Annotated in this window: 18 protein-coding genes; 13 read left to right on the top strand and 5 right to left on the bottom strand. The window is 65.1% G+C overall.

Annotated elements, in window-relative coordinates; all coding sequences use genetic code 11:
• The first annotated feature begins 2 nt into the window (after nucleotides 1–2).
• From ACWCOO_RS02965 to ACWCOO_RS03010, 10 genes are all read left to right on the top strand, one after another.
• Nucleotides 3–1,010: a DUF1838 family protein gene (locus tag ACWCOO_RS02965; RefSeq protein WP_446831482.1), complete on the top strand. Its 1,008-nt coding sequence runs from the start codon at nucleotides 3–5 to the stop codon at nucleotides 1,008–1,010.
• A 228-nt stretch (nucleotides 1,011–1,238) separates the two neighbouring features.
• The gene (locus ACWCOO_RS02970; RefSeq protein ID WP_446831483.1) at nucleotides 1,239–2,261 is read left to right on the top strand and encodes a DUF1838 family protein; all 1,023 of its coding nucleotides are present in this window, start codon (nucleotides 1,239–1,241) and stop codon (nucleotides 2,259–2,261) included.
• A gap of 109 nt (nucleotides 2,262–2,370) precedes the next feature.
• Complete coding sequence (locus tag ACWCOO_RS02975) at nucleotides 2,371–3,726, top strand: MFS transporter (protein ID WP_446831484.1); 1,356 nt, start codon at nucleotides 2,371–2,373, stop codon at nucleotides 3,724–3,726.
• Between the two features lie 87 nt (nucleotides 3,727–3,813).
• Nucleotides 3,814–5,166: an MFS transporter gene (locus ACWCOO_RS02980; protein ID WP_446831485.1), complete on the top strand. Its 1,353-nt coding sequence runs from the start codon at nucleotides 3,814–3,816 to the stop codon at nucleotides 5,164–5,166.
• Between the two features lie 42 nt (nucleotides 5,167–5,208).
• Nucleotides 5,209–6,318: a substrate-binding domain-containing protein gene (locus ACWCOO_RS02985; protein WP_446831486.1), complete on the top strand. Its 1,110-nt coding sequence runs from the start codon at nucleotides 5,209–5,211 to the stop codon at nucleotides 6,316–6,318.
• Between the two features lie 10 nt (nucleotides 6,319–6,328).
• Nucleotides 6,329–6,643, top strand: coding sequence for a 2Fe-2S iron-sulfur cluster-binding protein (locus tag ACWCOO_RS02990; protein ID WP_446831487.1), 315 nt, complete (start codon nucleotides 6,329–6,331; stop codon nucleotides 6,641–6,643).
• A 97-nt stretch (nucleotides 6,644–6,740) separates the two neighbouring features.
• Nucleotides 6,741–9,155, top strand: a complete 2,415-nt coding sequence (locus ACWCOO_RS02995) for a TonB-dependent receptor (protein ID WP_446831488.1) — start codon at nucleotides 6,741–6,743, stop codon at nucleotides 9,153–9,155.
• 16 nt (nucleotides 9,156–9,171) lie between these two features.
• Nucleotides 9,172–10,023 carry a hypothetical protein gene (locus ACWCOO_RS03000; protein ID WP_446831489.1) on the top strand — a complete coding sequence of 284 codons (852 nt, stop codon included), beginning with the start codon at nucleotides 9,172–9,174 and terminating at the stop codon, nucleotides 10,021–10,023.
• A gap of 105 nt (nucleotides 10,024–10,128) precedes the next feature.
• Nucleotides 10,129–11,358: an MFS transporter gene (locus ACWCOO_RS03005; protein WP_446831490.1), complete on the top strand. Its 1,230-nt coding sequence runs from the start codon at nucleotides 10,129–10,131 to the stop codon at nucleotides 11,356–11,358.
• Nucleotides 11,355–12,689 carry a UbiD family decarboxylase gene (locus ACWCOO_RS03010; RefSeq protein WP_446831491.1) on the top strand — a complete coding sequence of 445 codons (1,335 nt, stop codon included), beginning with the start codon at nucleotides 11,355–11,357 and terminating at the stop codon, nucleotides 12,687–12,689. The genes ACWCOO_RS03005 and ACWCOO_RS03010 overlap by 4 nt, the downstream gene beginning before the upstream one ends.
• Here the strand turns inward: ACWCOO_RS03010 and ACWCOO_RS03015 are convergent.
• The 4 genes from ACWCOO_RS03015 to ACWCOO_RS03030 all read right to left on the bottom strand — a co-directional run bounded on the left by ACWCOO_RS03015 (nucleotide 12,662) and on the right by ACWCOO_RS03030 (nucleotide 16,861).
• Complete coding sequence (locus ACWCOO_RS03015) at nucleotides 12,662–14,290, bottom strand: thiamine pyrophosphate-dependent enzyme (RefSeq protein ID WP_446831492.1); 1,629 nt, start codon at nucleotides 14,288–14,290, stop codon at nucleotides 12,662–12,664. The two genes, ACWCOO_RS03010 and ACWCOO_RS03015, sit on opposite strands and share 28 nt — an antisense overlap.
• Nucleotides 14,291–14,308: 18 nt before the next feature.
• Nucleotides 14,309–14,620, bottom strand: a complete 312-nt coding sequence (locus ACWCOO_RS03020; RefSeq protein WP_446831493.1) for an EthD family reductase — start codon at nucleotides 14,618–14,620, stop codon at nucleotides 14,309–14,311.
• A gap of 58 nt (nucleotides 14,621–14,678) precedes the next feature.
• Entirely contained in the window at nucleotides 14,679–15,524 is an 846-nt protein-coding gene (locus ACWCOO_RS03025) for a prephenate dehydratase (RefSeq protein WP_446831494.1), read from the bottom strand.
• An 80-nt stretch (nucleotides 15,525–15,604) separates the two neighbouring features.
• Entirely contained in the window at nucleotides 15,605–16,861 is a 1,257-nt protein-coding gene (locus tag ACWCOO_RS03030) for a 6-phosphofructokinase (RefSeq protein ID WP_446831495.1), read from the bottom strand.
• A gap of 73 nt (nucleotides 16,862–16,934) precedes the next feature.
• Between ACWCOO_RS03030 and ACWCOO_RS03035 the strand changes: the two genes are divergently transcribed.
• The 3 genes from ACWCOO_RS03035 to mpl are packed head-to-tail and all read left to right on the top strand — an operon-like array spanning nucleotide 16,935 to nucleotide 19,520.
• Nucleotides 16,935–17,594 (top strand): adenylate kinase, encoded by a 660-nt coding sequence (locus ACWCOO_RS03035; protein WP_446831496.1) that lies wholly within the window; start codon nucleotides 16,935–16,937, stop codon nucleotides 17,592–17,594.
• Nucleotides 17,595–17,625: 31 nt separating this feature from the next.
• Complete coding sequence (locus ACWCOO_RS03040; RefSeq protein ID WP_446831497.1) at nucleotides 17,626–18,156, top strand: hypothetical protein; 531 nt, start codon at nucleotides 17,626–17,628, stop codon at nucleotides 18,154–18,156.
• Complete coding sequence (gene mpl, locus ACWCOO_RS03045; protein WP_446831498.1) at nucleotides 18,156–19,520, top strand: UDP-N-acetylmuramate:L-alanyl-gamma-D-glutamyl-meso-diaminopimelate ligase; 1,365 nt, start codon at nucleotides 18,156–18,158, stop codon at nucleotides 19,518–19,520. Before ACWCOO_RS03040 ends, mpl begins: the two co-directional genes overlap by 1 nt.
• Before the next feature lie 50 nt (nucleotides 19,521–19,570).
• On the opposite strand, the gene ACWCOO_RS03050 is transcribed toward mpl, so the two are convergent.
• Nucleotides 19,571–21,697 carry a S46 family peptidase gene (locus ACWCOO_RS03050; protein ID WP_446831987.1) on the bottom strand — a complete coding sequence of 709 codons (2,127 nt, stop codon included), beginning with the start codon at nucleotides 21,695–21,697 and terminating at the stop codon, nucleotides 19,571–19,573.
• Nucleotides 21,698–21,747: the final 50 nt, after the last annotated feature.

Raw genomic sequence — 21,747 nt, forward strand, 5'->3', positions numbered from 1 at the left:
AAATGCACAAGAATCGTCGTGAAATCATCCGCAGCTTTGGTGCTGTGGGGGCCTTGGGCGCAGCCGCTCTGGCGTTTGGCCAGGCGCCGCGTAAGGCTGCCGCCGACGGCCATGATCACAGCGCCGCCACCGACTACCTGAGCGGGCCATACGTGGATCTTCGCACGCCGGACGGCAACGTCACTGCCTATGCGAGGCTTACCTGTGATCTGGACGAGAGCAAGCAGCGCTACGGCTGGTTCAAGGGCTACGTGATGGGCGTGCGCCCGGGCGAAAAGATCCGTGACCTGTTCGGTTTTGCGGGGTTCGGGGCGTCGCGCCTGGAAACCCAGCCGGACGGCGGCATTGCCAGAGTGTTGCGCGAGGTGGGCTACTACACCGACCTGCGCAGCGGCGAGGTGCTCGAAGAGTGGCACAACCCCTATATCGACGAGACCGTCCGAACCGTTCCGATAGCCAACGATCCCTTCAACACGGTCTTGCGCGACCACTTTCCGCCACCGCCACAGTACGGCGGGCTGAACGAGGACGATGTGCGCCCGCTGCGACCGTTCATCCTGCCCTGGCAGCAGCGTGGCGAGCGCCTGGAGCTTGAGCGTCACATTCACCTCTACTACACGAGCGCGCTGGACCCCGAGGTTTGGGTGCGCGAGTCTTCCGGCGAGAAGGTACGCGTGTCGGAGTTCTTTGCTTATCACTTGAAGGGCGCTGACATGCAGAATCCGGACATCACCACGCTCAGCTACCATGGCGTGTGGAACCGCACCACGCCCTGGCTGCCGTGGATGCTGATGGGGCAGGCTGAGGGGCATTGCCAATACGCTTGTTACATGGGCGCGGGCGACGACCTTGAGCAAATTCATTCTCGGGAGCTCCTGGATTACACGGAGAAGCACTATCCGAAGTATTTCAGCGCGCCGGAAACCTATCATCCCGACACGCCCAGCCTCTCCAGCCTGGAGCTTTATGCCCAGGAGCAGACGCCGGCGCCTGCGAAGCAGGAAAACTGAGCGAAGTCGCAGTCCTGGTGCGCGCGGCTGTCCGGCCATTGCCGGGTATGGACGTTGCGGGCAGGGTCCGGCATGTGAGCGGCCGAGGTCGAAGGTGCGTGTGGCTAAGGGTGGCGATATGCTGGTATCCTTGCTCGCCACGCGCTTGCCGCGCCCGTGCGCTTGCTCTTGAAGGGGCTTGGCGCCGCGCACCGGGGAGTTCGGAAACACTACAAGAGGGGAAAACCTATGCCATCGCATCGTAGAGATTTCATCAAGGGCTTTGGAGCAGTGGGCGCTTTCGGAGCCGCTGCCTTGAGCTTGGGCGCCTGCGGAGACGCCAACGTGGCAAGCGGCAATGGCAACGGCGGTAACGGCGCCGCGGCCGGACCGAAGGATTTTCTCAGCGGTCCGTATGTCGATCTGAGCACCGGGGAAGGCAACAAGATCGCCTATGCGCGCACCCAGGGAAATCTTGACGAAAGCGAGCAGAAAACCGGCTGGTTCAAGGGCTACGTGATGGGTGTGCGCCCCGGCGAGAAGATTCGCGACCTGTTCGGCTTTGCCGGCTGGGGCGTGTCGCGCCTGCAACAGAACCCGGACGGCTCGATTGCCAAGATACTGCGCGAGGTGGGCTACTACACCGATTTGCGCAGCGGCGAAGTGCTCGAAGAATGGCAGAATCCTTACACCAACGAAACCGTGTCCGTGGTGCCGATTGCCAACGATCCTTTCAACTACGTGATAAGCGATTACTTTCCGGAGCCGCCCCAGTTCGGGGGACTCAACGAAGAGAAGCCGCCGCAGATTCCTTTCGTGCTGCCATGGACGCAGCGCGGCGATCGGATCGACATGGAAATTCACATTCACCTTTACTATCCGAACGCCCTCGACCCTGCCAAGTGGGTGCGCGAGTCGTCCGGTGCTATGGTCCGGGTGTCCGAGTTCTTCGCCTTTCACGTGGACGGTCCGCAACTGCAGAACGCCGATCTGACGACCTTGCCCTACCATGGCGTCTGGAATCGCACTACGCCCTGGCTGCCGTGGATGCTGATGGGGCAGGCGCCCGGCTTCTGCCAGTATGCGGCCTTCATGGGCGCGGGAGAGGACCTCGAACAGGTACACGACCGCGCGCTGCTGGACTACGCCGAGAAGCACCACGCCAAGTACTTCACGGCTCCGGAAACCTACGATCCGGAAACGCCCAGCCTGTCCAGCCTGGAACTGTACGCAATCGAGCGTACGCCGGCGCCGCCGAAACAAGAGACCTAGCCCGCACTGCGGCGGGACCCCGCTTCGGCTAGCGTTTACCGGACACGCTTGCGGCCGATGCCGGCCGGCCGCAAGTAGCGTACTGCGCCGGCACAGGGGCGAATCGTAAATGGCACGCGGAATCAATGTTGCCCAGACCGGCGATCTGAAGCCGGATAGTTCCGGCGTCCGGCTGCTGGGCCTGTGGTTCATGCCTGGCCTGACGCGCGCCAACAGTTGGTCGTTTATTGCGCTTTCGTTCACGACCGTCGGTTTGCTCACCGCGATAACCGGCGTGCAGACGAATGTGCTCAGCGAAAACTTCGGCATCGCGGCCAAAGACCAAGGGCAGTGGATCAGCGCCCTGGTGCTGTGGACGGAATTCGTCCTGCTGGCCGTGTTTGCCGTGGTGGGCGTAGCCGCCGACCGTATCGGTCGCCGCCAGCTCTACGCGGTGGGGCTTGTGCTTATGGGCCTGAGTTACGTGCTGCACGCCTACGCCGCCGAAATCTGGCAATTGCTCGGCGCCCGTGTGATCTACGCCATCGGCATCGGCGCGGCCACGGGAATGCTCGGCACCATCCAGGCCGACTATCCGCAGGAAGTCTCGCGCGGCCGCGTGGTGGCGATTACCGGCGCACTGATCGGCGTAGGCGTAGTGCTCATCAAGTTGATGTTCGGCGATGGCGCCCGGGTGCTGGTGGAGTTCCTGGGTCTGCCGGAAGGCGCGGTGCTGGCCACCGGACTGTTCCTGATCGCGGGGATCGCATTTCTCTCCGCCATCGTGGCGGGCGTGGGCCTGCAGCCGGGCACGCCGACCAAGCGCGAGGAACGCCCGCCGGTGCGGGAATTGCTTACGGCCGGCGTACGCGAAGCGGTCAAGAACCCGCGCATCGCCGTGGCCTATGCCGGAGCTTTCGTGGCCCGCAGCGACCTGGTCATCCTGGGCAGTTTTCTTACGCTTTGGGGCCGCTTCGCCGTCGAGGCGGCAGGTTTGACCGGTTCCGAGGCCCAAGCGGTGAGCGTACGTCCGTTTGCCGTCGCCCAATCGGCCGGCCTGGTCTGGATCGTGCTGCTGGGCTTCATGCTGGAGAAGCGCGACCGACTGGTGGCTCTGGCCGTGAGCTTTGGCGTGGCTACCATCGGCTACCTCGGAATGTGGTTTGTGGACGACCTGCTCGCGCCGCGTTCCATTCCGCTGCTGTGCATGCTGGGCGCCGGTCAGATCAGCGCTTTCTGGGGCGCCACCACGCTGATAGGTCGCGAAGCGCCCAAGGCTTCGCGGGGCACGGTGGTGGGCGCCTTCAATCTGAGTGGCGCGCTGGGCATCCTCGTGTTCGTGGCCTTGGGAGGGCTGGTCTACGACCGGTTCGGCCCCTCCGCACCCTTCGTCATGGTGGGCTGCGCCAACCTGTTGGTGTTGCTTTTGTCGGGATCACTGGCGATCAGGGAGTCGCGCCAGGCTGCCGCCGCCAGCGCGGCCTAGCGCCTGCAAGCGGCGACTGATTTCACGCCAAACCGGACATGAAATCGCACAAGGCGACCGCGCAATCCGCGCGTGGAGGGCCGCGGGTTGAATGACTCTACCGAGCGCGCCAGTTGGCGCGCATTGTTGAACCCGTACTTTCTGCAGGTTTTCGGAATCTGCCTTTTCGGCTGGACGCTGGCCAACATGGACCAGGCCTTCTTCGGCTACGCCATTCCCCCGATCAAGGCGGCGTTCGCGATCGGCGACCAGGAAATAGGCTACATCCTGTCGGCGTCTTTCCTGGCCGCGGCGTTCTTCATCGTGGTGGCGGGCCTGCTCACTGACCGTTACGGCCGGCGCGCGATGTTTTCGGTGTTCCTTGCGCTTTCGGCGCTGATGGTGGGACTGTTTTCATTGGCCGAATCGCTGGCCATGCTGATTTTTTTGCGCCTGGTGGGTTGGTGCTTGTGCTCCGGCATGGTGCCTATCGTGAATTCCTACGTCGTGGAGACCTCGCCGGCGCGCTTTCGCGGCTTCAATGCCGGCGTGTTGCAGATCGGCTATCCCCTGGGCTGGTTCATCGGCGGACTGCTGGCCGTGGAATTGATGGGAAATCCGGCCATCGGCAGCGCCGTGGGCGGGTTCCTGGAGTCGCTGGGCCTGATGTCCGCCGAGGCGGTGCAGGGCGAGACCGGAAGCTGGCGCCTGCTGTTCATGGTGGCGTTTCTCGTCATACCCGTGGCCGTGGTGCTGTATTGGTTCCTGCCCGAAAGTCGGCGTTTCCTGGAGGAGAAAAAGGCGCGGGAGGCGGCTCGCGATGAGGGTATGAGCGCGCGCGAACGTATCGCGCTGCTGTTGAGCCGCACCTACCGGCGCCGCGTGGTGCTCGGATGGATCGCTTCGCTCACGTTCGGTGGCGCCTACGCCGGCACCGCTTTCTTCTTTCCCACTTTTTTCCACGAAGTGCGCGGCCATGCACTGGAGGATGCGAATCGCATCGTGGGCATTTCCTACGGCATAGGCGCTCTGGGCTACCTCGCTTCTTCGCTGGTTGGCGAGTTCCTGACCACGCGGCGCAATACGGTCGCGCTATGGGTGTTCATGGCCATTCCCATCGCCGCAGCGGTATTCTGGCTCGACCTCGGGCTGGGTGCGGACATCGCGCTGATGGCAGCCATGACTTTTTTCTTCTATGGCACGATCGCCGTGCTGCAGACCTACCTTGCCGAGGTGTTTCCCACGCGCGTACGCGCCACCGCGGTGGCCTTCGTGGCGGGCATTGGAATCAACCTGGGATTTGCCTTGTATCCGCTGGTGGTGGGCGCTCTGATCGGTCGTATCGGCTGGCAATGGGCATTCACGGTTACGGTTGTGCCGAGTTTGTTGCTGACCGGGTTTTCCACGCTCATGCAGGTGAATGTCCGCTCCGGCGAACGCCTTGAGGACATCGCGGAATAACTCGCCGCCGCCGGCCTGACGCTGCAAGGGTCCGTTAGCGCTGTGCGACGCTACCCTGTTGAATCTGTCGCGACGCCGCTTGCCGAAAGCGGCGTCGCGCGCTCTCTCGTAGCTGCCATTGTGATCTTGTCGGCGTTGTTTGCCGGTTGCGGGAGGGGCGATCTCGACACTCGCGCCTATATCAGTATCGTGGGATCATCGACCGTGTATCCGTTCGCCACGTTGGTGGCCGAGCGCTTCGGCCTGGCCACCGGGTACCGAACCCCGCGCGTGGAGTCCACGGGATCCGGCGGCGGCATGAAGAAATTCTGCGCCGGGCTGGGCCTCAGCCACCCGGATATGACAACCAGTTCGCGGCCCATCAAGGCAACCGAACGCCGCCAGTGCGCCGAGCGAGGCGTTACCGAAATCCTGGAAATCAAGATGGGCTATGACGGCATAGTGCTGGCGATGGACCTCACGACCCAGCCCATGCGCCTTCGCAGCGAGCACATCTTCCTGGCCCTGGCCGCGCGTGTGCCGCAGTCTTCCGGCGCTGCGGGACTTGCGCCCAATCCCTACCGGCACTGGAGCGATATCGATGCGCGCCTGCCCTCGCGGCGCATCGAAGTTCTGGGTCCGCCGCCCACATCCGGCACCCGCGATTCTTTCGTGGAACTGGCCATGGAAAGAGGTTGCCGGCGTTTCCCGGCGCTCCGGGCGCTTGAGGGTCAAGATCGGGCCGAATTTCGGCGCGTCTGCCACACGCTCAGGGAGGACGGGCACTTCATCGAGGCCGGCGAGGCCGACAACCTGATCGTGCAGAGGCTGCGGGCGCACCCCGGCAGCGTCGGCATATTGGGCTTCAGTTTTCTGGACCAGAACGTCGATTGGCTGGCTGCCGCCTCGATCGATGGGGCGGCGGCGAATATCGAGAACATCGCGGGCGGCGCTTATCCGATTTCGCGGCCGCTATACCTCTACGTGAAGCAGGCCAACCTGGGCCGCGTGCCCGGCATTCGCGAGTTCCTGGCGGAGCTCGCCAGCGAGCGCGCAATGGGAGCGGAAGGCTACCTGGCGTCCCGCGGTCTGGTGCCGCTCACGCGCGAAGAACATGCCCGGGTGCGCTCGGCGGTGCGGGCCATCGCGGCGCCCCAGACCGCCCAGCTCTAGCTGCTTGCCCATGTCTTCGACGCTGGGCGAGAAAACCGTCGAGGTAACACTGCTGTTGCGCGGGGAGCGGCGGGTCTTCCGCATGAACCCGGCACGGGGCATCGACCTACTCAGCGCGGCGATCGAGGCGGGACACGCGCCGCCGCACGCCTGCCGCAGCGCGATCTGCGCGACCTGCCGCGCGCGTCTGCTGGAGGGCGAGGTGCGAATGCGCCAGGATAGTGCGCTGCTCGGCGAAGAGCTCGAAGCCGGTTTCGTCCTGACCTGCCAGTCGCTGCCCCTAAGCGATCGCGTGGTGCTTGATTACGAGTTGGCCGCGCCTTAGATGCGATCGGTTTCGGTTGTTACCGAAGCGCCACAAGTGTTACGATTTGCGAGATATGCCCCCTGTTGTCGGGAGGCGCTCCCAGGAGGACTAACGGATGAAGAAACGCAGCATTGCGGTCGGCATTCTGGCGACCTTGCTTATTGCGCCGGTGGCTCCGGCCCAAGAGGAAATGGCGCTGGAGGAAATCATCGTGACGGCGCAGCGGCGCGAGCAGAGCTTGCAGGAAGTGCCGGTGGCGGTCACCGCCTTCACGGGCGAAGCGCTGGAGGTCGCCAACATCACCGAAGCGGCCCAGTACCTGAACCTCACGCCTAACGTCAGTTACACCGAGGATGGACAGGTAGGATCGCGCGGCATCAGCATTGCCATGCGCGGCGTGAGCAACATCAACACCGACGAGAGTTCCTTCATCCAGTCCATCGGCGTTTACCTCGACGAATTCAGCGTGGCCTCGGTGGGGCAGGGCACGGTCAATCCGCAGCTTCAGGACCTCGAACGCATCGAAGTGCTGCGCGGGCCGCAGGGCACCTACTTCGGGCGCAACGCGGTGGGTGGCGCGCTCAACCTGACTACCCGCAAGCCGCAGCCGGAATACGAAGGCAGCGTTTCCCTGGGCGCCCGCACGTTTGAGGGCGCCAGCGAGCAATACGATTTCAGCGGCATGATCAACCTGCCGGTGTCGGACACCTTCATGCTGCGCGGAGTGCTCTACTACGAGGACTCCGGCGGCCTGGTCGAGAACATCGTGCCCGGCGGCGGCAACTCCGGCCACGAATACACGATGGCCCGGGTCTCCGCGCGCTGGCTGCTGGACGAGGTCACCACCGTGGATCTGATGGTCATGCTCAGCGACGAGCAGCAGGGCCACGACGAAAACGTGCCCTCCGGCGTTTGGGATACCGACTCGGTGGCCACCTTCCTGTTCCGTGGAGCCGGCGGCTTGCAGGCGCCGGTTGACCCGGGCACCGGTTTCTGGCCTGAGAACCGCAACAAGACCGCCCGTTCGGCGATCGGCGAGAAGAACGACAACACCACCAACATCGCCATACTCAAGGTCAGCCGCGACCTGTCCGACACCGCCAGGCTGAACTGGATTACCGGCTGGATCGACACGGATACCGACCGCGTGTTCGACAACGATCTGGTTCCCGAGAACGTCGTATTCCGCGAGCAGACCCGCGAAGGCACGTCTTTCAGCACCGAGTTGCGGCTGGACATAAGCTCTGATTCCTACGACTGGACCGTGGGCGCCATGTATGCCCGCGACGAGAAGGACATCGTGAGCAACGTGCAGTTGGGAACCACTACCGTCGTAAATGGCGTGGATCACGCGGAAATTGGCGCGCTGCCGCCCACGTTCCTCAACGACGTGTTCGGCCGGCCGTTCTGCCTGGCCTGCTCGACGGACGGCTTCGAGTTGACCAGCATCGCAGTGTTTACGGACGTCACCTGGCACCTCAGCGATCGGCTGGATTTCACGCTGGGTGGGCGCTATACCTCCGATGACGTAACCAACACCTACTATCCCTTGAACCCCGCCGGCGGCGACCGCTGGCCCAACGACCTGGTGCCCACCGCGGAGATCGGCAACGAGGACACCTTCAGCGATCTTTCGCCCCGGGTGGCGCTCTCCTACGATCTGACGGACGAGGCTTCGGTGTATGCCACGGTGTCGCGGGGCTACAAGGCCGGCGGCTTCTCACTGGGCAGGAACGGCGCCGATAATTCGGCCGTCAACGAGACCTTCGAGCCCGAAGTGCTGACCAACTACGAAGTGGGCGTGAAGTCGGAACTGTTCGACGGGCGGGCGCGGTTCAACGCTGCGGCCTTCCTGCTGGACTGGCAGGACCTGCAGCTTGAAACCTTCTTCTTCCTGGTCCCGGGCGACGCTACGTCCAACGTGGAGCTGACCATCAACGTCGGCGAAGCGCAGGCCACGGGATTGGAGGCCGAGCTCGCGGTGCTGGCAACCGAGAACCTCACGGTTACTGCCGGCATCGGCGTGATCGATACCGAGATCTTGAGCGACGATGTCGCGCGCCTGAGCGGCAACCTGTTCGTGAACCTCAAGGGCGAGCCGCTGCCGCGGGCGCCGGAGCTGACCTGGAGCATGGCGGCGGACTACCGTTTCACGCTCGGTTCATGGGATGGCTGGTCGCGGCTGGAGTGGATTTACAAGGATTCGCAGTTCTCAACGATCGAGGACGTGACCTACAGGCAGACCAGCGGGGCCTTGATCTACAGCGATCCGCTCACGCAGCAGGACTGGATCGCCCAGGTGCCCAGCCGCACCGACGGTTTTCCGTTCCGCACGCCGGAGGTTGATATTTTCAACCTGCGTGCAGGTTTGCGTCTGACCGATAGCTGGGAAGTCGTGGCCTACGTGGAGAACCTTACCGACGAGGCCTACTTTACCGGCACCGGCGAGAACTTCGGTTTCAGCGGCTTCCGGCTGCGTCCGCATCCGCGCATCTGGGGCGCCAAGGTCAACTACAGCTTCGGCGGGTAGAGCGGCCGCTTTCCGCATGAGGAGCCGCGGCGGGGCGATTGCGGCGCTGGTCTGCCTGGCCGCGCCGGCAGCGCTCGCGCCGCCGTTTGCCGGCGCCCAGACACGGGACGTGAATTTCGCGGTGGTGGGCAAGCACGCCGGCTATGAACAGGTTGGCGAGCGCGCTCCCGAGCGGCTCTATTACTCGTTCTTTTCCGAGATATTTCTGGCCGACGATACGCCGCTGGAGGACGCGACGCTGGTTCGGCCTGATGGCCGTGAGATGGCGTTCAGCGATCAGCGCCAGGCGATGGGCCCGACGCAGGACCAGATTCTGCTGCTGCGCGGCGAGCGGACCTACGCCAGCGAAGCGGACTTGGACGCGGCCTGGCCCGACGGCGAATACGTCTTCCGTTACCGCTCGCCGGGCGCCGCCGAGTCCGTTGCGATTCCTGTCCAGCTCGGCGTCGGGGAATTCCCGTCCGGCCCGACGGTATGGCTGGAACAGGACGGGAGCGAGGTGGCCCACGACAGTGTCGATCCCATGCAGGACCTGGTGGTTCGCTACACGCCGTTCGCATCCGGCCGCGCCGATCCCCGCGAGATATGCGACGACATGATTTTCGTGATCCTGCGCGATCAGGACAATTTCAAGGTTGATCATAGCGGCCGGCCGTTCCAGGGCCAGCGCTTCATGCTGTATTCCGATACGCAGCGCGTGATTCCGGCTGCGGCGCTGGCGCCCGCCAGCCGCTACAAGCTCAGCGTGGAGCATGCCATTCTGCAGGAAACGGCCCGCGCCGCGGGCGTGCCGGTGATGTCCACCCGCGCGGTCACCACGGCGCTGGAGTTCCACACGCTCCCACCGCTGCCGCAAATCATGAACTGACCGCGCGCCTGACCCGCGCGAACGTATGCGTCGATTGTCCGCCGGTTCTCTCCCAAGTATGGCAGCAGGCCGCGCGGCCTTCCGTCAGCTTGCGGGCTTGCCGTGATGCAGGCGGCAAGGCGCCGGTGGTGGATCGTGGCGGTTGCCGCGCTGGGCTTGTCCACCAGCCCCGGGCAGTTCGCTTTCGGCGCGTTCAGTTTGTTCATCGAGCCCTTGGAGCGGGAGTTCGGCTGGACGCGCGGCGACATGAGTCTGGCGCTTACCTTGTTCACCTTGTGCCTTGCGCTTACGCTGCCGTTCATCGGCCGCCTCGTGGATGCTTTCGGTTCGCGGCGGGTGCTGGCGCCTTCGATGCTGATTCTGGGGCTGGGGCTCTGCCTGCTCGGCTGGCGCCTGGACGCGCTGTGGATGCTGATACTCGTTTACGTATTGCTTGGCATTCTGGGCGCAGGCGCCAACAGCCCTGCCTACATGCGCACGGTTTCGGCCTGGTTCGATCGCCGCCGTGGGCTGGCCATCGGTGCGGCAATGGCGGGCGCCGGGCTCGGCTATGCCTATGTTCCTCCCATGGTGCGCTATATCAACGATGCGCACGGTTGGCGCTACAGCTTTCTCGCCCTGGGCGCGATCATCATTTTCGTGGCCATGCCGCTGGTCACGGTGTTCCTCAAGTCTCCCGGGAGCCAACCGTTGCGGTCCGGGCAAGCGGTGCCGGACACCCCTGAAGCGGCAGTCCGGGCTGGCGACGACTGGCGGCAGGCGCTGGGACGAGGCGTGTTCTGGGTGCTGGTGGCGGTGTTCGCCCTGCTGTCGTTCAGCCTCTACGGAATGCTTGCGCACTTCAAACCCATGCTCAGCGAGTTCGGCCTGCCAGGCGAGCGGGCGGGCTGGATAGTCGGGATGGTGGGAGTGGCCGTAATGGTTTCGCGCGTCGTGATCGGTTTTCTCATAGACCGGATATTCGCTCCGCGGGTGGCCGTGGTTGTTTTTACGCTTTCCGCCCTTGGAATGTTCGCACTTGCCTCGGGCAATGCGGCCGGCTTCGCTATCCCGGCTGCTCTGCTTCTGGGAGTGAGCATGGGCGCGGAGATCGACCAGCTTGCCTACCTGGCCGGGCGCTACTTCGGGCTCAGTTCCTTTGCCGCGATCTACGGGCTGCTGTTCAGCGCCTTTCTGGTGGGCACTGCTTTGGGGCCCTGGGCCTATGGAGCGGTTTACGATTCGAACGGTTCCTACCGGCTGATGCTGGGCGTGGGTGGCGCTTGCTGCGCCCTGGCTGCGATCCTTGCCGCTTTTCTGCCTCGCTGGAAGCAAACGCCGGCAGCGGCGTCGTGAGAAGCTGGCTGGACCGGCTGGCCGCATCGGGCGAACTGTCGGCCGTCTCGCGCGAGGTGGATCCGCGCTTCGAGTTGGCCGCGGTGACCCAGCGCGCGCAACAGGCGGGCAATCGTCCGCTGATGTTCGAGAACGTACGCGGCACTGCGATGCGGGTAGCCACCAATTTGTTCGCCGACCCTGCGCGGCTGCGGGAGGTTGTGGGCGGCACGGAAGAACCGTTCGCTGCGGCGTATGCGAAGGTGCTGGATGCCGCGGAAGCGCGCGTGGAGCCTCCGCAGAAAGAAACGTGTGCCCCGCAGGATATGCAGGAAGGAACGCTTGCCGACCTGCCGCTGATTACCTACCACGAACGCGACGCCGGCCCTTACTTCACGGCGGCCATTGCGCTGGTGCTCGACCCGGACAACGGCGTCCCGAACCTGTCCTTTCACCGCGCCATGTATGTGAGCCCCGGCGAACTCAGGCTGCGCCTGGGCACGAGTCACGACATGGCGGACTATCAGCGCCGCGCCGAGGCGGCGGGTCAAGAACTGCCTGTCGCCTTGCTCATCGGCGTGCCGGCGCCGGTGTTCTTTGCCGCCGGCACGCACTTGCCGCCCGGTGTAAACGAGTACGCGCTGGCTGCCGAGCTTGCTGGCCGGCCGGTGGAAGTCTATCCCGGCCAATGCGCGGCGCTACCCATTCCGGCTGCCGCCGAAGTTGTCATCGAGGGCCGCATCCTTGCCGGCGAAAGGCGCCCGGAAGGCCCGTTCGGTGAAGTGTTGGGTTATTACGTACCCGAGGGGCCGAATCACGTGATGGCGGTGGACACCGTGAGCTATCGGCGCGAGGCGATTTTCCACAGCCTGTTATGCGGTTCGCGCGAGGACCTGGCATTGCTCGAAGCGGTTAACGCGGCGCGCGTATACCGCGATCTGAGCCGCCGGCTGTCCGGCATCGTGGATGTGTCCTGCGCGCCGGCTTTCATGAACACCACGGTGCAGATTCGCCCGCAATATGCCGGCCATGCCCGCGATGTGATGGATGTGGTGTTCGACAGCCATGCCGACTACAACCAGCTCTGCTGCGTGGTGGAGGAAGACGTGAACCTGCATGACATGAACGCCGTGATGCACGCTTTCATCACTCGCGGCCGTGTCGATTCCCGCGCCCACGTCATCAGCGGCCGCGCCGGTTTCTACCGCGATACGCAGGACGATTTCGCCGGCCGGCTGGGGCTGGACGCGACCCGGCCTTTCGGCCGGGAAGCGGATTTCGTGACCAAGCGCGTACCGGGCTTGAGCGGCACGCGGCTTGAAGACTATCTGACCCGCGGCAGCAGGAGATAGGGCCAGGGGCTGGGCATTTCGCTGACCGGCACTTCGATCAGGCCCGGCGCATCGGCCTTGAGTGCCTCGCGCAGCGCCCCGCGCAGCTCTTCGGGCGATCGAACCCGCCAGGCGCCCAACCCGAATGACTCGGCCATGGCCTTGAAGTCGGGGTTGGTCAGCTCGGAGGCGAACACCCGCCCCGCGTAGCGTTGCGTCTGGTCGCGGCGCACGTTACCGAAGGCGTCGTTGCTGAACACGATCACCACCACGTTGAGCCCGTGGCGCGCGGCGGTGGCCATTTCCGCGCCCGCGTAGAGGAAACCCCCGTCGCCGGCAAAAGCGACCACCTTGCGGTCGCGGTGCGCAGCCTGCACGCCCAATGCGGTCGGATAGCCGTAACCCAGGTTGCCCTGGTAGTTGCTGCTTATATAGTGCCGAGCCCGGTACGACGGAAATGCAAACCACGAGGTGTAGGCCACCTGCGTTACTTCGTCCACCAGGAAACCGTCGTCCGGCAGCTCTTCTCGCACCACCTTGAGGAGTGCCGCCTGCGGTGCGTTGCCTTTGCTGAACTCCTTGTCGAAACGGCGTTTCAGACTCAGGAGCTCTTCCCTGCGCGACTCGCGCTTGCGGTTGGTGGTTTCGAGCGCATCGGCCAGCCCGCGCAATCCGGCGTCGATGTCGGCGTGCAAGGCCACGCTGGGGGCTCGCCCGCGCGCGAAAGCGGTTTCGTCCGCGTCCAGCCGTACCACCGGCAGCGCTTCGTCCAGTCCCCATTCCAGCTCCTGCTCGGAAAACCGAGTGCCCACGGCCAGCACCGCGTCCGCCGCGCCCCAGAGAGAATGCGCCAGCGGCAGGTTGACGCCCAGGTAATGGCGTTCGTCGATCACTCCCTTGGCGTTGAAATGCGCGGCGGCGGGCGCTTGCAGCAGTTCCGCCACGCGCAGCAGTTCCGCCGGCGCGTCCAGCGCGCCGGCGCCGGCAATGATGATGGGATTTCTGGCCTTGCCGAGCAGTCGGGCCGCGCGCTGAAGCGCGTCCGGGTCGGCCTCGCGCACCGGGTATGCACTCGCCGGTTCGAGCAGCGCTACCTCGCTTTCGCCCTCCATTACGTCGGGCGCCATTTCCAGCGCCACCGGCAGCGCTGCGCCGGTATGCAGTTGCCGGAAGGCCTCGGCCACATCGGCGGGCGCTTCGGCGCCGCTCGGTATGCGTTTCGCCCACTTGGTCAGGCGCTTTAGGATTCCGAGCTGGTCGCGGATTTCGTGCAGCATGCCCCAGCCCTGGTCGATGCGCTCGGAGGGAACCTGCCCCGCCAGGCACAGTACGCGCGAATGGGTTGCCTCCGCCGTGCATAGCGCGGAGGAAGCGTTGAGTACTCCCGGCCCGGGCACCACGCTGAACACCCCGGCGCGGCCCGTGGCAGCGGCATATCCCAAGGCCATGTAGGCGGCGCCCTGCTCGTGGCGCGAATTGATCACTTCGATGGGCCGCTCGTATTGCGCCAGGGCATCGAACACGCCGTAGGTTTGCCCTCCCGGCAATCCGAATACGGTATCCACGCCATGCGCCAGCACCGAGCGCACAAGCGCCTCGCCGCCTGTCATGCGCTCGCTCATCGCGGGAGCCTGTTCGCGCTAATCTTCATGAGCGATCAGCACTTCGAATCGGGAGCCTGTGGCGCGGCAGAGTTCTACCCTGTCGTGGGCGGCGGCGGCGTTCTCCTGCGAACGCATCGCGCGTTTGTAATCTTCCTGCGGTCCGAACTGCAGCCCGACAATCAGGTAGAGCGAGGACGCACCGCCCGCAGCGTTGCCCGTAATTCGGTTGATGACCAGCTTCTTCAGCCCCGGAATGCTGCGCAGCATCGGCGCGTGGACTTCGCGAAAGTGTTTCTCGAACGCATCAGCGTCGTTCGGGCGCGTGAATGTGACCAGGAGCTTGTGCATGTTTTCTCCATGCCTTGGGACGGATCGCGCCCGCGCAATGCCTGCGCCGGCCAGGCGCCTATCTTAAGGCTTGCCGCTGGCGGAACTCGTGTTGCGGAAAACTCCCGAGCACGCGCACCAGGTCGGCGAAATAACGCAATTCCTCGAGCGCCGAGCGCACCGGCTGGTGCGTTTCGTGCCCCTCGACTTCGGCGTAGAAGCGGGCCCGCCCGAAGTTTTCGGTGTCGATATAACTCTCCAGCTTGGTCAGATTCACGTTGTTGGTGGCAAACGCGCCCAGCGCCTTGTAGAGCGCGGCGGGCACACTGCGCAGTTGGAACCACAGTGCCGAGATATAGCGCACGGACGACTCGGGCGGTTGTTCGTTCCTTTCCCGCGCCAGGATGATGAAGCGCGTGGTGTTATGGCGTTCGTCCTGGATGTCCCTGCGCAGGCTGCCAAGCCGGTACAGTTTTCCCGCCAGCCGGGACGCAATCGCGCCCACCGTGGGGTCGCCGCGCTCGGCGACCTTCCGCGCCGCGCCAGCGGTGTCGCTGGCGGCGCGCGGCTCGAGGCCGTGCTTGCGCAGAAAACGCCGGCATTGCGCCAGCGCCTGCGGGTGGCTATAGACGGCCTTGAGCCCGTCTTCTGTGGCGCCCGGCGCCGCCAGCAGTTCGTGACGGATCGGTTGGAAGAATTCGGCCACGATGTGCAGGGCCTGATGCGGAAGCAGTTGGTGGATGTCGGCCACGCGCCCACCCAGGTTGTTTTCGATCGGGATCATCGCCAAGTCTGCGCCGCCGCTTTCGACGATTTCGAAAACGTCCTCGAAGCTTGGGCAGGCAAGCGCCTCCCGTTGCGGGTGGACGGCGCGGCAGGCAAGGTGCGACCAGGCCCCCGCGATACCTTGATAAGCGATGCTCACGCAGTGGCCTCCGCCGAAAACGGCGGCAGTATACTCCGCCGCCCGTTGCCGCGCTCATGCAGACCGGCGCTGCACCATCGTTACTTGAAGGCAGGCAGGCGGCGGGGCGCTTCGGGCAAGTCGAATTGCGCGTATATGGGCAGGCCGCCCTCGTAGGGAGGTGGCGCTTCGCCCTCTATGAGGGGTTTCAGGTAAATCCGCGCCGTATCGGTGATGCCGAATCCGTCGTCGCTAATGAAGCCACGGGGCAGTTCCTTCTCCCGATTGGCCACCTGTTCGAGCGGCGCTTCCGAAGTGGTCCATGCGTAGGGCTGGTCCTTGAGACGCTCAATCGTGACCATGACCGCGTTGGCGCCTTCAAGCGCTCGCTGCACTCCGGCCTTGCCCACGGCATAGGCATGTTCCAGATCGGTCGCCGAAGCCAGGTGCCGCGCCGAACGCTGCAGGTAGTCGCTGATGGCGTAGTGATGCTTGTAGCCCAATTTCTCGCGCACCATGGAGGCGAGCACCGGCGCCAGGCCGCCGAGTTGCGCGTGGCCGAAGGCGTCGGTGCCTCCCGCTTCGGAAAGAAAGCGCCCATCGGCGTAGCGGGCGCCCTCGCTGGCCACGATCACGCAATACTCATGGCTTTCCACCGCCTCGCGCACACGGGCCAGAAACCGTTGTTCCTCGAACGCTATCTCGGGGAACAGGATAACGTGCGGCGGCTCGCCGGGACCCGCGCCGGCCAGGCCGCCGGCTGCCGCGATCCAGCCTGCATGGCGCCCCATTACCTCCAGAATGAAAACCTTCGTGGAGGTGCGCGCCATGCCGGCCACATCCAGCGCCGCCTCGCGCGTGGACACGGCGACGTACTTGGCCGCCGAGCCGAAACCGGGGCAGCAGTCGGTGATCGCCAGGTCGTTGTCCACCGTCTTGGGCAGGCCGATGCATTGCAACGGATAGCCCATGCGCTGGCCCAGTTGCGAAAGCTTCAGCGCCGTATCCATGGAGTCGTTGCCGCCGTTGAAGAACACCATGCCGATATCGTGGGCCCGGAATACTTCGATCAGGCGCCTGTACTCGCGCTCGTCGTCCTCGAATCGGGCCAGCTTGTAGCGGGCCGTGCCGAAGGCGCTGCCGGGCCGGTTGCCCAGCGCCGCGATTTGCTCTGCGCCGGCGGCGTCCGTGTCGCACAGTTGCTCGTGCAGTGCCCCCAGAACGCCGTTGCGCGCCGCAAACAGCTTGCCTATTGCCGGGCGCGCCTCTCGCACCGCCTCTATTACTCCCTGAGCAGTGGCGTTGATGACAGCCGTGGGGCCTCCGGATTGCGCGTACAGAGCGTTGCGAGCAGGCATGGGAAGGGATCGTTCCAGCAGGGAGCCAGCGTGTACGATAGCACCCCGTGGCCGGGACTGGCCGGAGGGATTGATGCGGATTGTGTTTCTGGGCGCGCCGGGCGCGGGCAAGGGTACGCAGGCGCGTCTGTTGCAGGAGCGCAGGGGATGGCCACAGGTTTCCACCGGCGATTTGCTGCGCGCTGCGGTCTCCGCCGGAACGCCTCTGGGCCGGCGCGCCAAAGCCGCGATGGATGCGGGCGAACTGGTTTCCGACGGCTTGGTCATGGAACTGCTGGGCGAGCGCATCGGCCGCGAAGATTGCGCCGGTGGCTTCATACTCGACGGTTTTCCGCGCAACGCTTCGCAGGCGCGGCTGCTCGGCGAGTTGTTCGCTGCTTCGGGACGGCAGCTCGACGCGGTGCTGATGCTCGATCTGCCCCGCGAGGTCCTGATGAAGCGGCTGACCGGCCGCCGCATCTGTTCGGCGACCGGCAAGCTCCTGAACATCTATTTTTCGCCGGCCGAGGAACTGGCCGCCAGCAAGGCCGCGGGCGGAGAATTGATCCAGCGCGACGACGACACCGAGGAAACGATCGCCAACCGGCTGACCGTCTATGAGCGCGAGACCCGCCCGCTGTTGGCGCACTACGCCGACCGGCTGCATCGCATCAATGGCCTGGGCGCGCCGCAGGAAGTGTTCGCCCGGATTGTCAGCCAACTTGATGCTCCGGCCCACAAGCCGTCTGCGTAGCAGGCAGCGGGCACGCGGTACACCTCCTCCAATGCGTGAAGTCTTCAAGCACTTCGTTTACGTGTCGCTGAGTCTGCGCGGGCCGGACACGCTACCCGGTTCGCCGGCCATGCTGGTGCTTTGCCTCGTTCCATGGGCGGCCGTGAAGATTGTCGGCAATCTGCTGGACTTGCCCGGCTATCCCGGGGCGGCGGTGCTCGGCGTGGCGCTGGAGCTGCCGCTGCTGATGGGCTACGCTTGGCTGGCGCTGCAGTTGGTGGGCAAGTTGGAGCGCCTGCCGCAGACCGTCGTGGCGCTGTTCGGCGCGCAGGCCGTGATTGCGGGCGCGGACTTGCCGCTGACGTATGTCGCGGCGGGCATGGATGCGCCGTCCTTGGCGCTGCAGGCGGCGGGACTCGCGTTCGACGCCTGGTGGCTGGTGGCGATGGCCAATATCTTGTCGCAGGCGGTGGCCCGCAGCCTGTTCAGCGGCGTATTGCTGGCGCTGGGACATTTCGTTCTGTACGTCATGACCTACGCCTTGCTGTTCGAATTCATGGGCGTGGAGCTCCCGCAAGCCTGATGCACATTCACATCCTCGGCATATGCGGCACTTTCATGGGCGGGCTGGCCGCCCTGGCTCGCGAACTGGGCCATGAAGTGAGCGGCTCGGACCGCGCCGCCTGGCCGCCGATGAGCACTCGCCTCGAGGAACTGGGGATAAATCCGGTCATCGGTTTCGACCCTGCACAACTGCAGGCGCGGCCGGACCTGGTGCTGGTAGGCAATGTGATGTCGCGCGGCATGCCGATCATCGAAGAACTCCTGAACAGTGATCTGGAGTTCATGTCGGGTCCCGAGTGGCTGGGCGCCGAGGTGTTGCGCGGCCGAGAGACCCTCGCCGTGACCGGTACCCACGGCAAGACCACCACAGCCAGCATGGCGGCCTGGATACTGCACGAAGCGGGCCTTGAGCCCGGTTTTCTGATCGGCGGAGCCCCGGGCAATTTCGGCCGCACCGCCCGGCTGGGGAGCGGGACGCATTTCGTGATTGAGGGCGACGAATACGACACGGCCTTCTTCGACAAGAATGCCAAGTTCCTGCACTATCGTGCGCGCACGCTGGTGATCAACAACATCGAGCACGATCACGCTGACATCTACCCCGACATAGACGCTGTGCTGCGTCAGTTTCACCTGCTGCTGCGGCGCATGCCGGGCGCCGGCCGCCTGCTTGTGAACGGCACGGACGCCAATATCTCCCGCTTGCTGGAGCAGGGATGCTGGACCCCGGTGGAGCGCTTTTCCGTAAACCCAGGCGTGCCGGCGGAGTGGCGCGCGGAGCGCTTGGAGGGAGGGGGCGTCCGGTTCTCCGGGCCGTCGGGCGAGGCCCAGGGCGAACTGGCTTTGCCCGGCGCGCACAATCTGTCCAACGCGCTGGCCGCGCTATCGGCTGCGCATGCCTGCGGGGTGGCCGTCGATCATGCTTGCGCGGCGCTCGGGACGTTTAAGCCGCCGGCCCGGAGGTTGCAATTGTTGGGCCGTTTTCGCGGCGGCGCTTCGGCGGTTGCGCTGTATGACGATTTCGCTCACCACCCCACGGCGATAAGGGCCACGCTGCAAGCATTGAAGGACGATTACCGGCGGGTGCTGGCGGTTTTCGAGCCGGCCTCCAACAGTATGCGCTCCGGCGCGCACCTTGCCGGCCTCCCCGGCGCGCTGGAAATCGCGGCCCACGCTTGGCTGGCGCCGGCGGGAAGCCTCGATTGGGACCCGCATCAAGCGTTTGCTCATCAGGAGCGTGTGACGGTGTGCGCGGACGCCGCCGAAGCCGCCTGTCTGGCCGCCGCCGCTGCCGAGCCCGGCGACGCCCTCGTGTTCATGAGCAACAGCGGCGCGTCCGGCGGCGCCGCTCTGATCGCCGAAGCGCTCGCCCAGTCCGCGTAGACTGCGCTCGGCGCAGTTACGGCAAGCCGGCGCGCGCCCTCGGCGCGGGCTTAGCGAACGATGGTCATTTCGTCGATCAGAGCCGAGGCGCCATCGACCTTTTCCATTACCCAGAGCATGTAGCGCGTGTCCACGTGAATCGTGCGGGTGATGTCCGGGTCGAAATCCCAGTCGGAGTTGACACTTTCCAGCGTCCCGTCGAACAGCAGACCCACCAGCTTGCCTTGCGCGTCGAGCGTGGCCGAGCCCGAATTGCCGCCGGTTGCGTCGAGGTCGGTGAGGAAATTTACCGGCACCGAGCCGATCGACTCCAGCCGGTAATCGCCATGCTCGCCGGCGCGAATCAACGCAAGCTGGCTGGGCGGCGCGTTGAAGGGCGCTTCGCCCGTGTCCTTTTGCGTAATGCCTTCCAGGCGCGTGAACGGTTCGTAGAGCAAACCGTCCGCCGGCGCGCCGCCCATTACCGAACCGTAGGTCAGGCGCAAGGTGGAATTGGCGTCGGGGTAGGCGGAATGCCCTTGCGCCTGCTGCCAGTTGATGATGGCGCGCATGTATTGCGGATACAGCAGATTGCTGCGTCCGGCCCTGGCCTTGTTCGCTTCCTCGCGCTCCATCTGGGTGTCGTAGAGCGCCACAGCCAAACGCAGGAAGGGATCGCTGCTTTCCTCAAGCTCTGCGGGGCTTGCCTCCATGAGCGCCAGCCGGGCTTCCGCGCTGCCGAGCGTGGTTTGCGCATAGTAGTCGTCGAGCTTGGCCGATAGCTGCTCTTCGCTGAGGCCGGGTTCCAGGCCCATTGCCTGGTCGAGCGCCGCGATGCGCAAATCTTCGGGCTGTGCCATGTAACCGCGCAGGAAATAAAGCCACTCCTGCTTGTCCACCGCCGGATCGTAGCGCCGCTCGATAATCGTCATGCGCTGGCGGAACATGGCCATGTCCCGTTCCTGGTAGCCGCCTTCGCGCTCGGCGTCCGGCTTCTGCCGTTCGCGCGCCAGCCGGTAGAGGCGCGCTGCCGCGCCCAGCAGTTGCGGGCGCAGGGCGTTCTGGTACCAGAAACTCCGCTTGGCTTCGGCGGCGCTTTCCTCGGCCAGCTCGTCCAGCGCTGCAATGGCCTCGCCCAGCAGCGAGCGGTGCGGGTCGGCCGCTATCCAGGCATCGAGTTCCGCTTCCCGCTCCGCTCGCCGGCCCACGAGGTTGTTGCGGCGGGCGCCGTCGATCTGGCCCTTCAAGTTCTTGAGCGTGTTGTTGAGCCCCGCCAGGCGCGACTCGTAGAGAATGCGTGCCGCGCTGCCTTCCGGCGCCGCGGCTTTGATCAGCGCGATCCAGTCCGCGTACACCTCAAGCAGCAGCGGATAGCGCCAATTGAAGGTTTGCTCTACCGCCGCCAGGCGCGCGTAGCGCGAGGTGCGCCCCGGATAGCCGAGAGCCATTGCGAACTCGCCGTTCTCCAAACCGGCAGCCGACACCTCCAGGAAGTGCGGCGGCTCGTAGGGCACGTTCTGCTCCGCATAGTCCGCCGGCATGCCGTCCGGCCCGACGTAGGCGCGGTAGAACGCAAAATCCCCCGTATGCCGTGGCCAGCGCCAGTTGTCTATGTCGCCGCCGTAGCGGCCGATGGCGTCGGCCGGCGAATACACGATGCGCACATCGCGGATCTCCAGGCGCTTGATCAGCTTGTATTGCAGGCCGCCGAAAAATGCGGCCGCCTGGCAGCGATAGCCGGGTTCGGACTCGCATTCCCCAATCAACTCCTTCTGGCGCTGTTCGATGCGGGCCACGCGCTCGCGCGGCTCGAGCGCCGGGTCCAGATCGCCTGTGAGCCGTGCCGTGACATCGGTCACTTCAAGGGTCACATACACACGCGAACCCGGTGCGGCAGGCAGTTCCTCAGCCATGGAGGCAGCCAGGAATCCGTCTTCCAGGTAGTTGTTCTCCGGCGTGGAGTTGAACTGCACCGAGCCGCGCGCGCAATGGTGATTGGTCGCCACCAGTCCCTGCGGCGAGACAAACGAAGCAGTGCAGCCGCCCAGCGAGATGACCGCGCCCATCGGGAAGGCGGTCAGGTCCGCCAACGCGGCGGCATCCAGCTTCAGCCCCGTAGCGCGCAGATCGCCGGCGATGTCCGGTATCTGCTCCGGCGTGAACATGCCTTCCTTGGCGAAAGCCGCCCCGGAGCACATCGCGCCGGCAAGCGCTGCGCCGAAAAAGGCGGCGCGAAAGTGATTGCGTT

The sequence above is a fragment of the Candidatus Foliamicus sp. genome (assembly GCF_965221325.1).
Lineage (GTDB): Bacteria > Pseudomonadota > Gammaproteobacteria > Steroidobacterales > Foliamicaceae > Foliamicus.

Coding starts and splice junctions, on each gene's coding strand:
- ACWCOO_RS03015 (WP_446831492.1), bottom strand. CDS start 14,290: ATGAGCGAGCGCATGACAGGCGGCGAGGCGCTTGTGCGCTCGGTGCTG.
- ACWCOO_RS02975 (WP_446831484.1), top strand. CDS start 2,371: ATGGCACGCGGAATCAATGTTGCCCAGACCGGCGATCTGAAGCCGGAT.
- ACWCOO_RS02970 (WP_446831483.1), top strand. CDS start 1,239: ATGCCATCGCATCGTAGAGATTTCATCAAGGGCTTTGGAGCAGTGGGC.
- ACWCOO_RS03020 (WP_446831493.1), bottom strand. CDS start 14,620: ATGCACAAGCTCCTGGTCACATTCACGCGCCCGAACGACGCTGATGCG.
- ACWCOO_RS03030 (WP_446831495.1), bottom strand. CDS start 16,861: ATGCCTGCTCGCAACGCTCTGTACGCGCAATCCGGAGGCCCCACGGCT.
- ACWCOO_RS02990 (WP_446831487.1), top strand. CDS start 6,329: ATGTCTTCGACGCTGGGCGAGAAAACCGTCGAGGTAACACTGCTGTTG.
- ACWCOO_RS03040 (WP_446831497.1), top strand. CDS start 17,626: ATGCGTGAAGTCTTCAAGCACTTCGTTTACGTGTCGCTGAGTCTGCGC.
- ACWCOO_RS03005 (WP_446831490.1), top strand. CDS start 10,129: ATGCAGGCGGCAAGGCGCCGGTGGTGGATCGTGGCGGTTGCCGCGCTG.
- ACWCOO_RS02995 (WP_446831488.1), top strand. CDS start 6,741: ATGAAGAAACGCAGCATTGCGGTCGGCATTCTGGCGACCTTGCTTATT.
- mpl (WP_446831498.1), top strand. CDS start 18,156: ATGCACATTCACATCCTCGGCATATGCGGCACTTTCATGGGCGGGCTG.
- ACWCOO_RS03000 (WP_446831489.1), top strand. CDS start 9,172: ATGAGGAGCCGCGGCGGGGCGATTGCGGCGCTGGTCTGCCTGGCCGCG.
- ACWCOO_RS03035 (WP_446831496.1), top strand. CDS start 16,935: ATGCGGATTGTGTTTCTGGGCGCGCCGGGCGCGGGCAAGGGTACGCAG.
- ACWCOO_RS02965 (WP_446831482.1), top strand. CDS start 3: ATGCACAAGAATCGTCGTGAAATCATCCGCAGCTTTGGTGCTGTGGGG.
- ACWCOO_RS03050 (WP_446831987.1), bottom strand. CDS start 21,697: ATGTGCTCCGGGGCGGCTTTCGCCAAGGAAGGCATGTTCACGCCGGAG.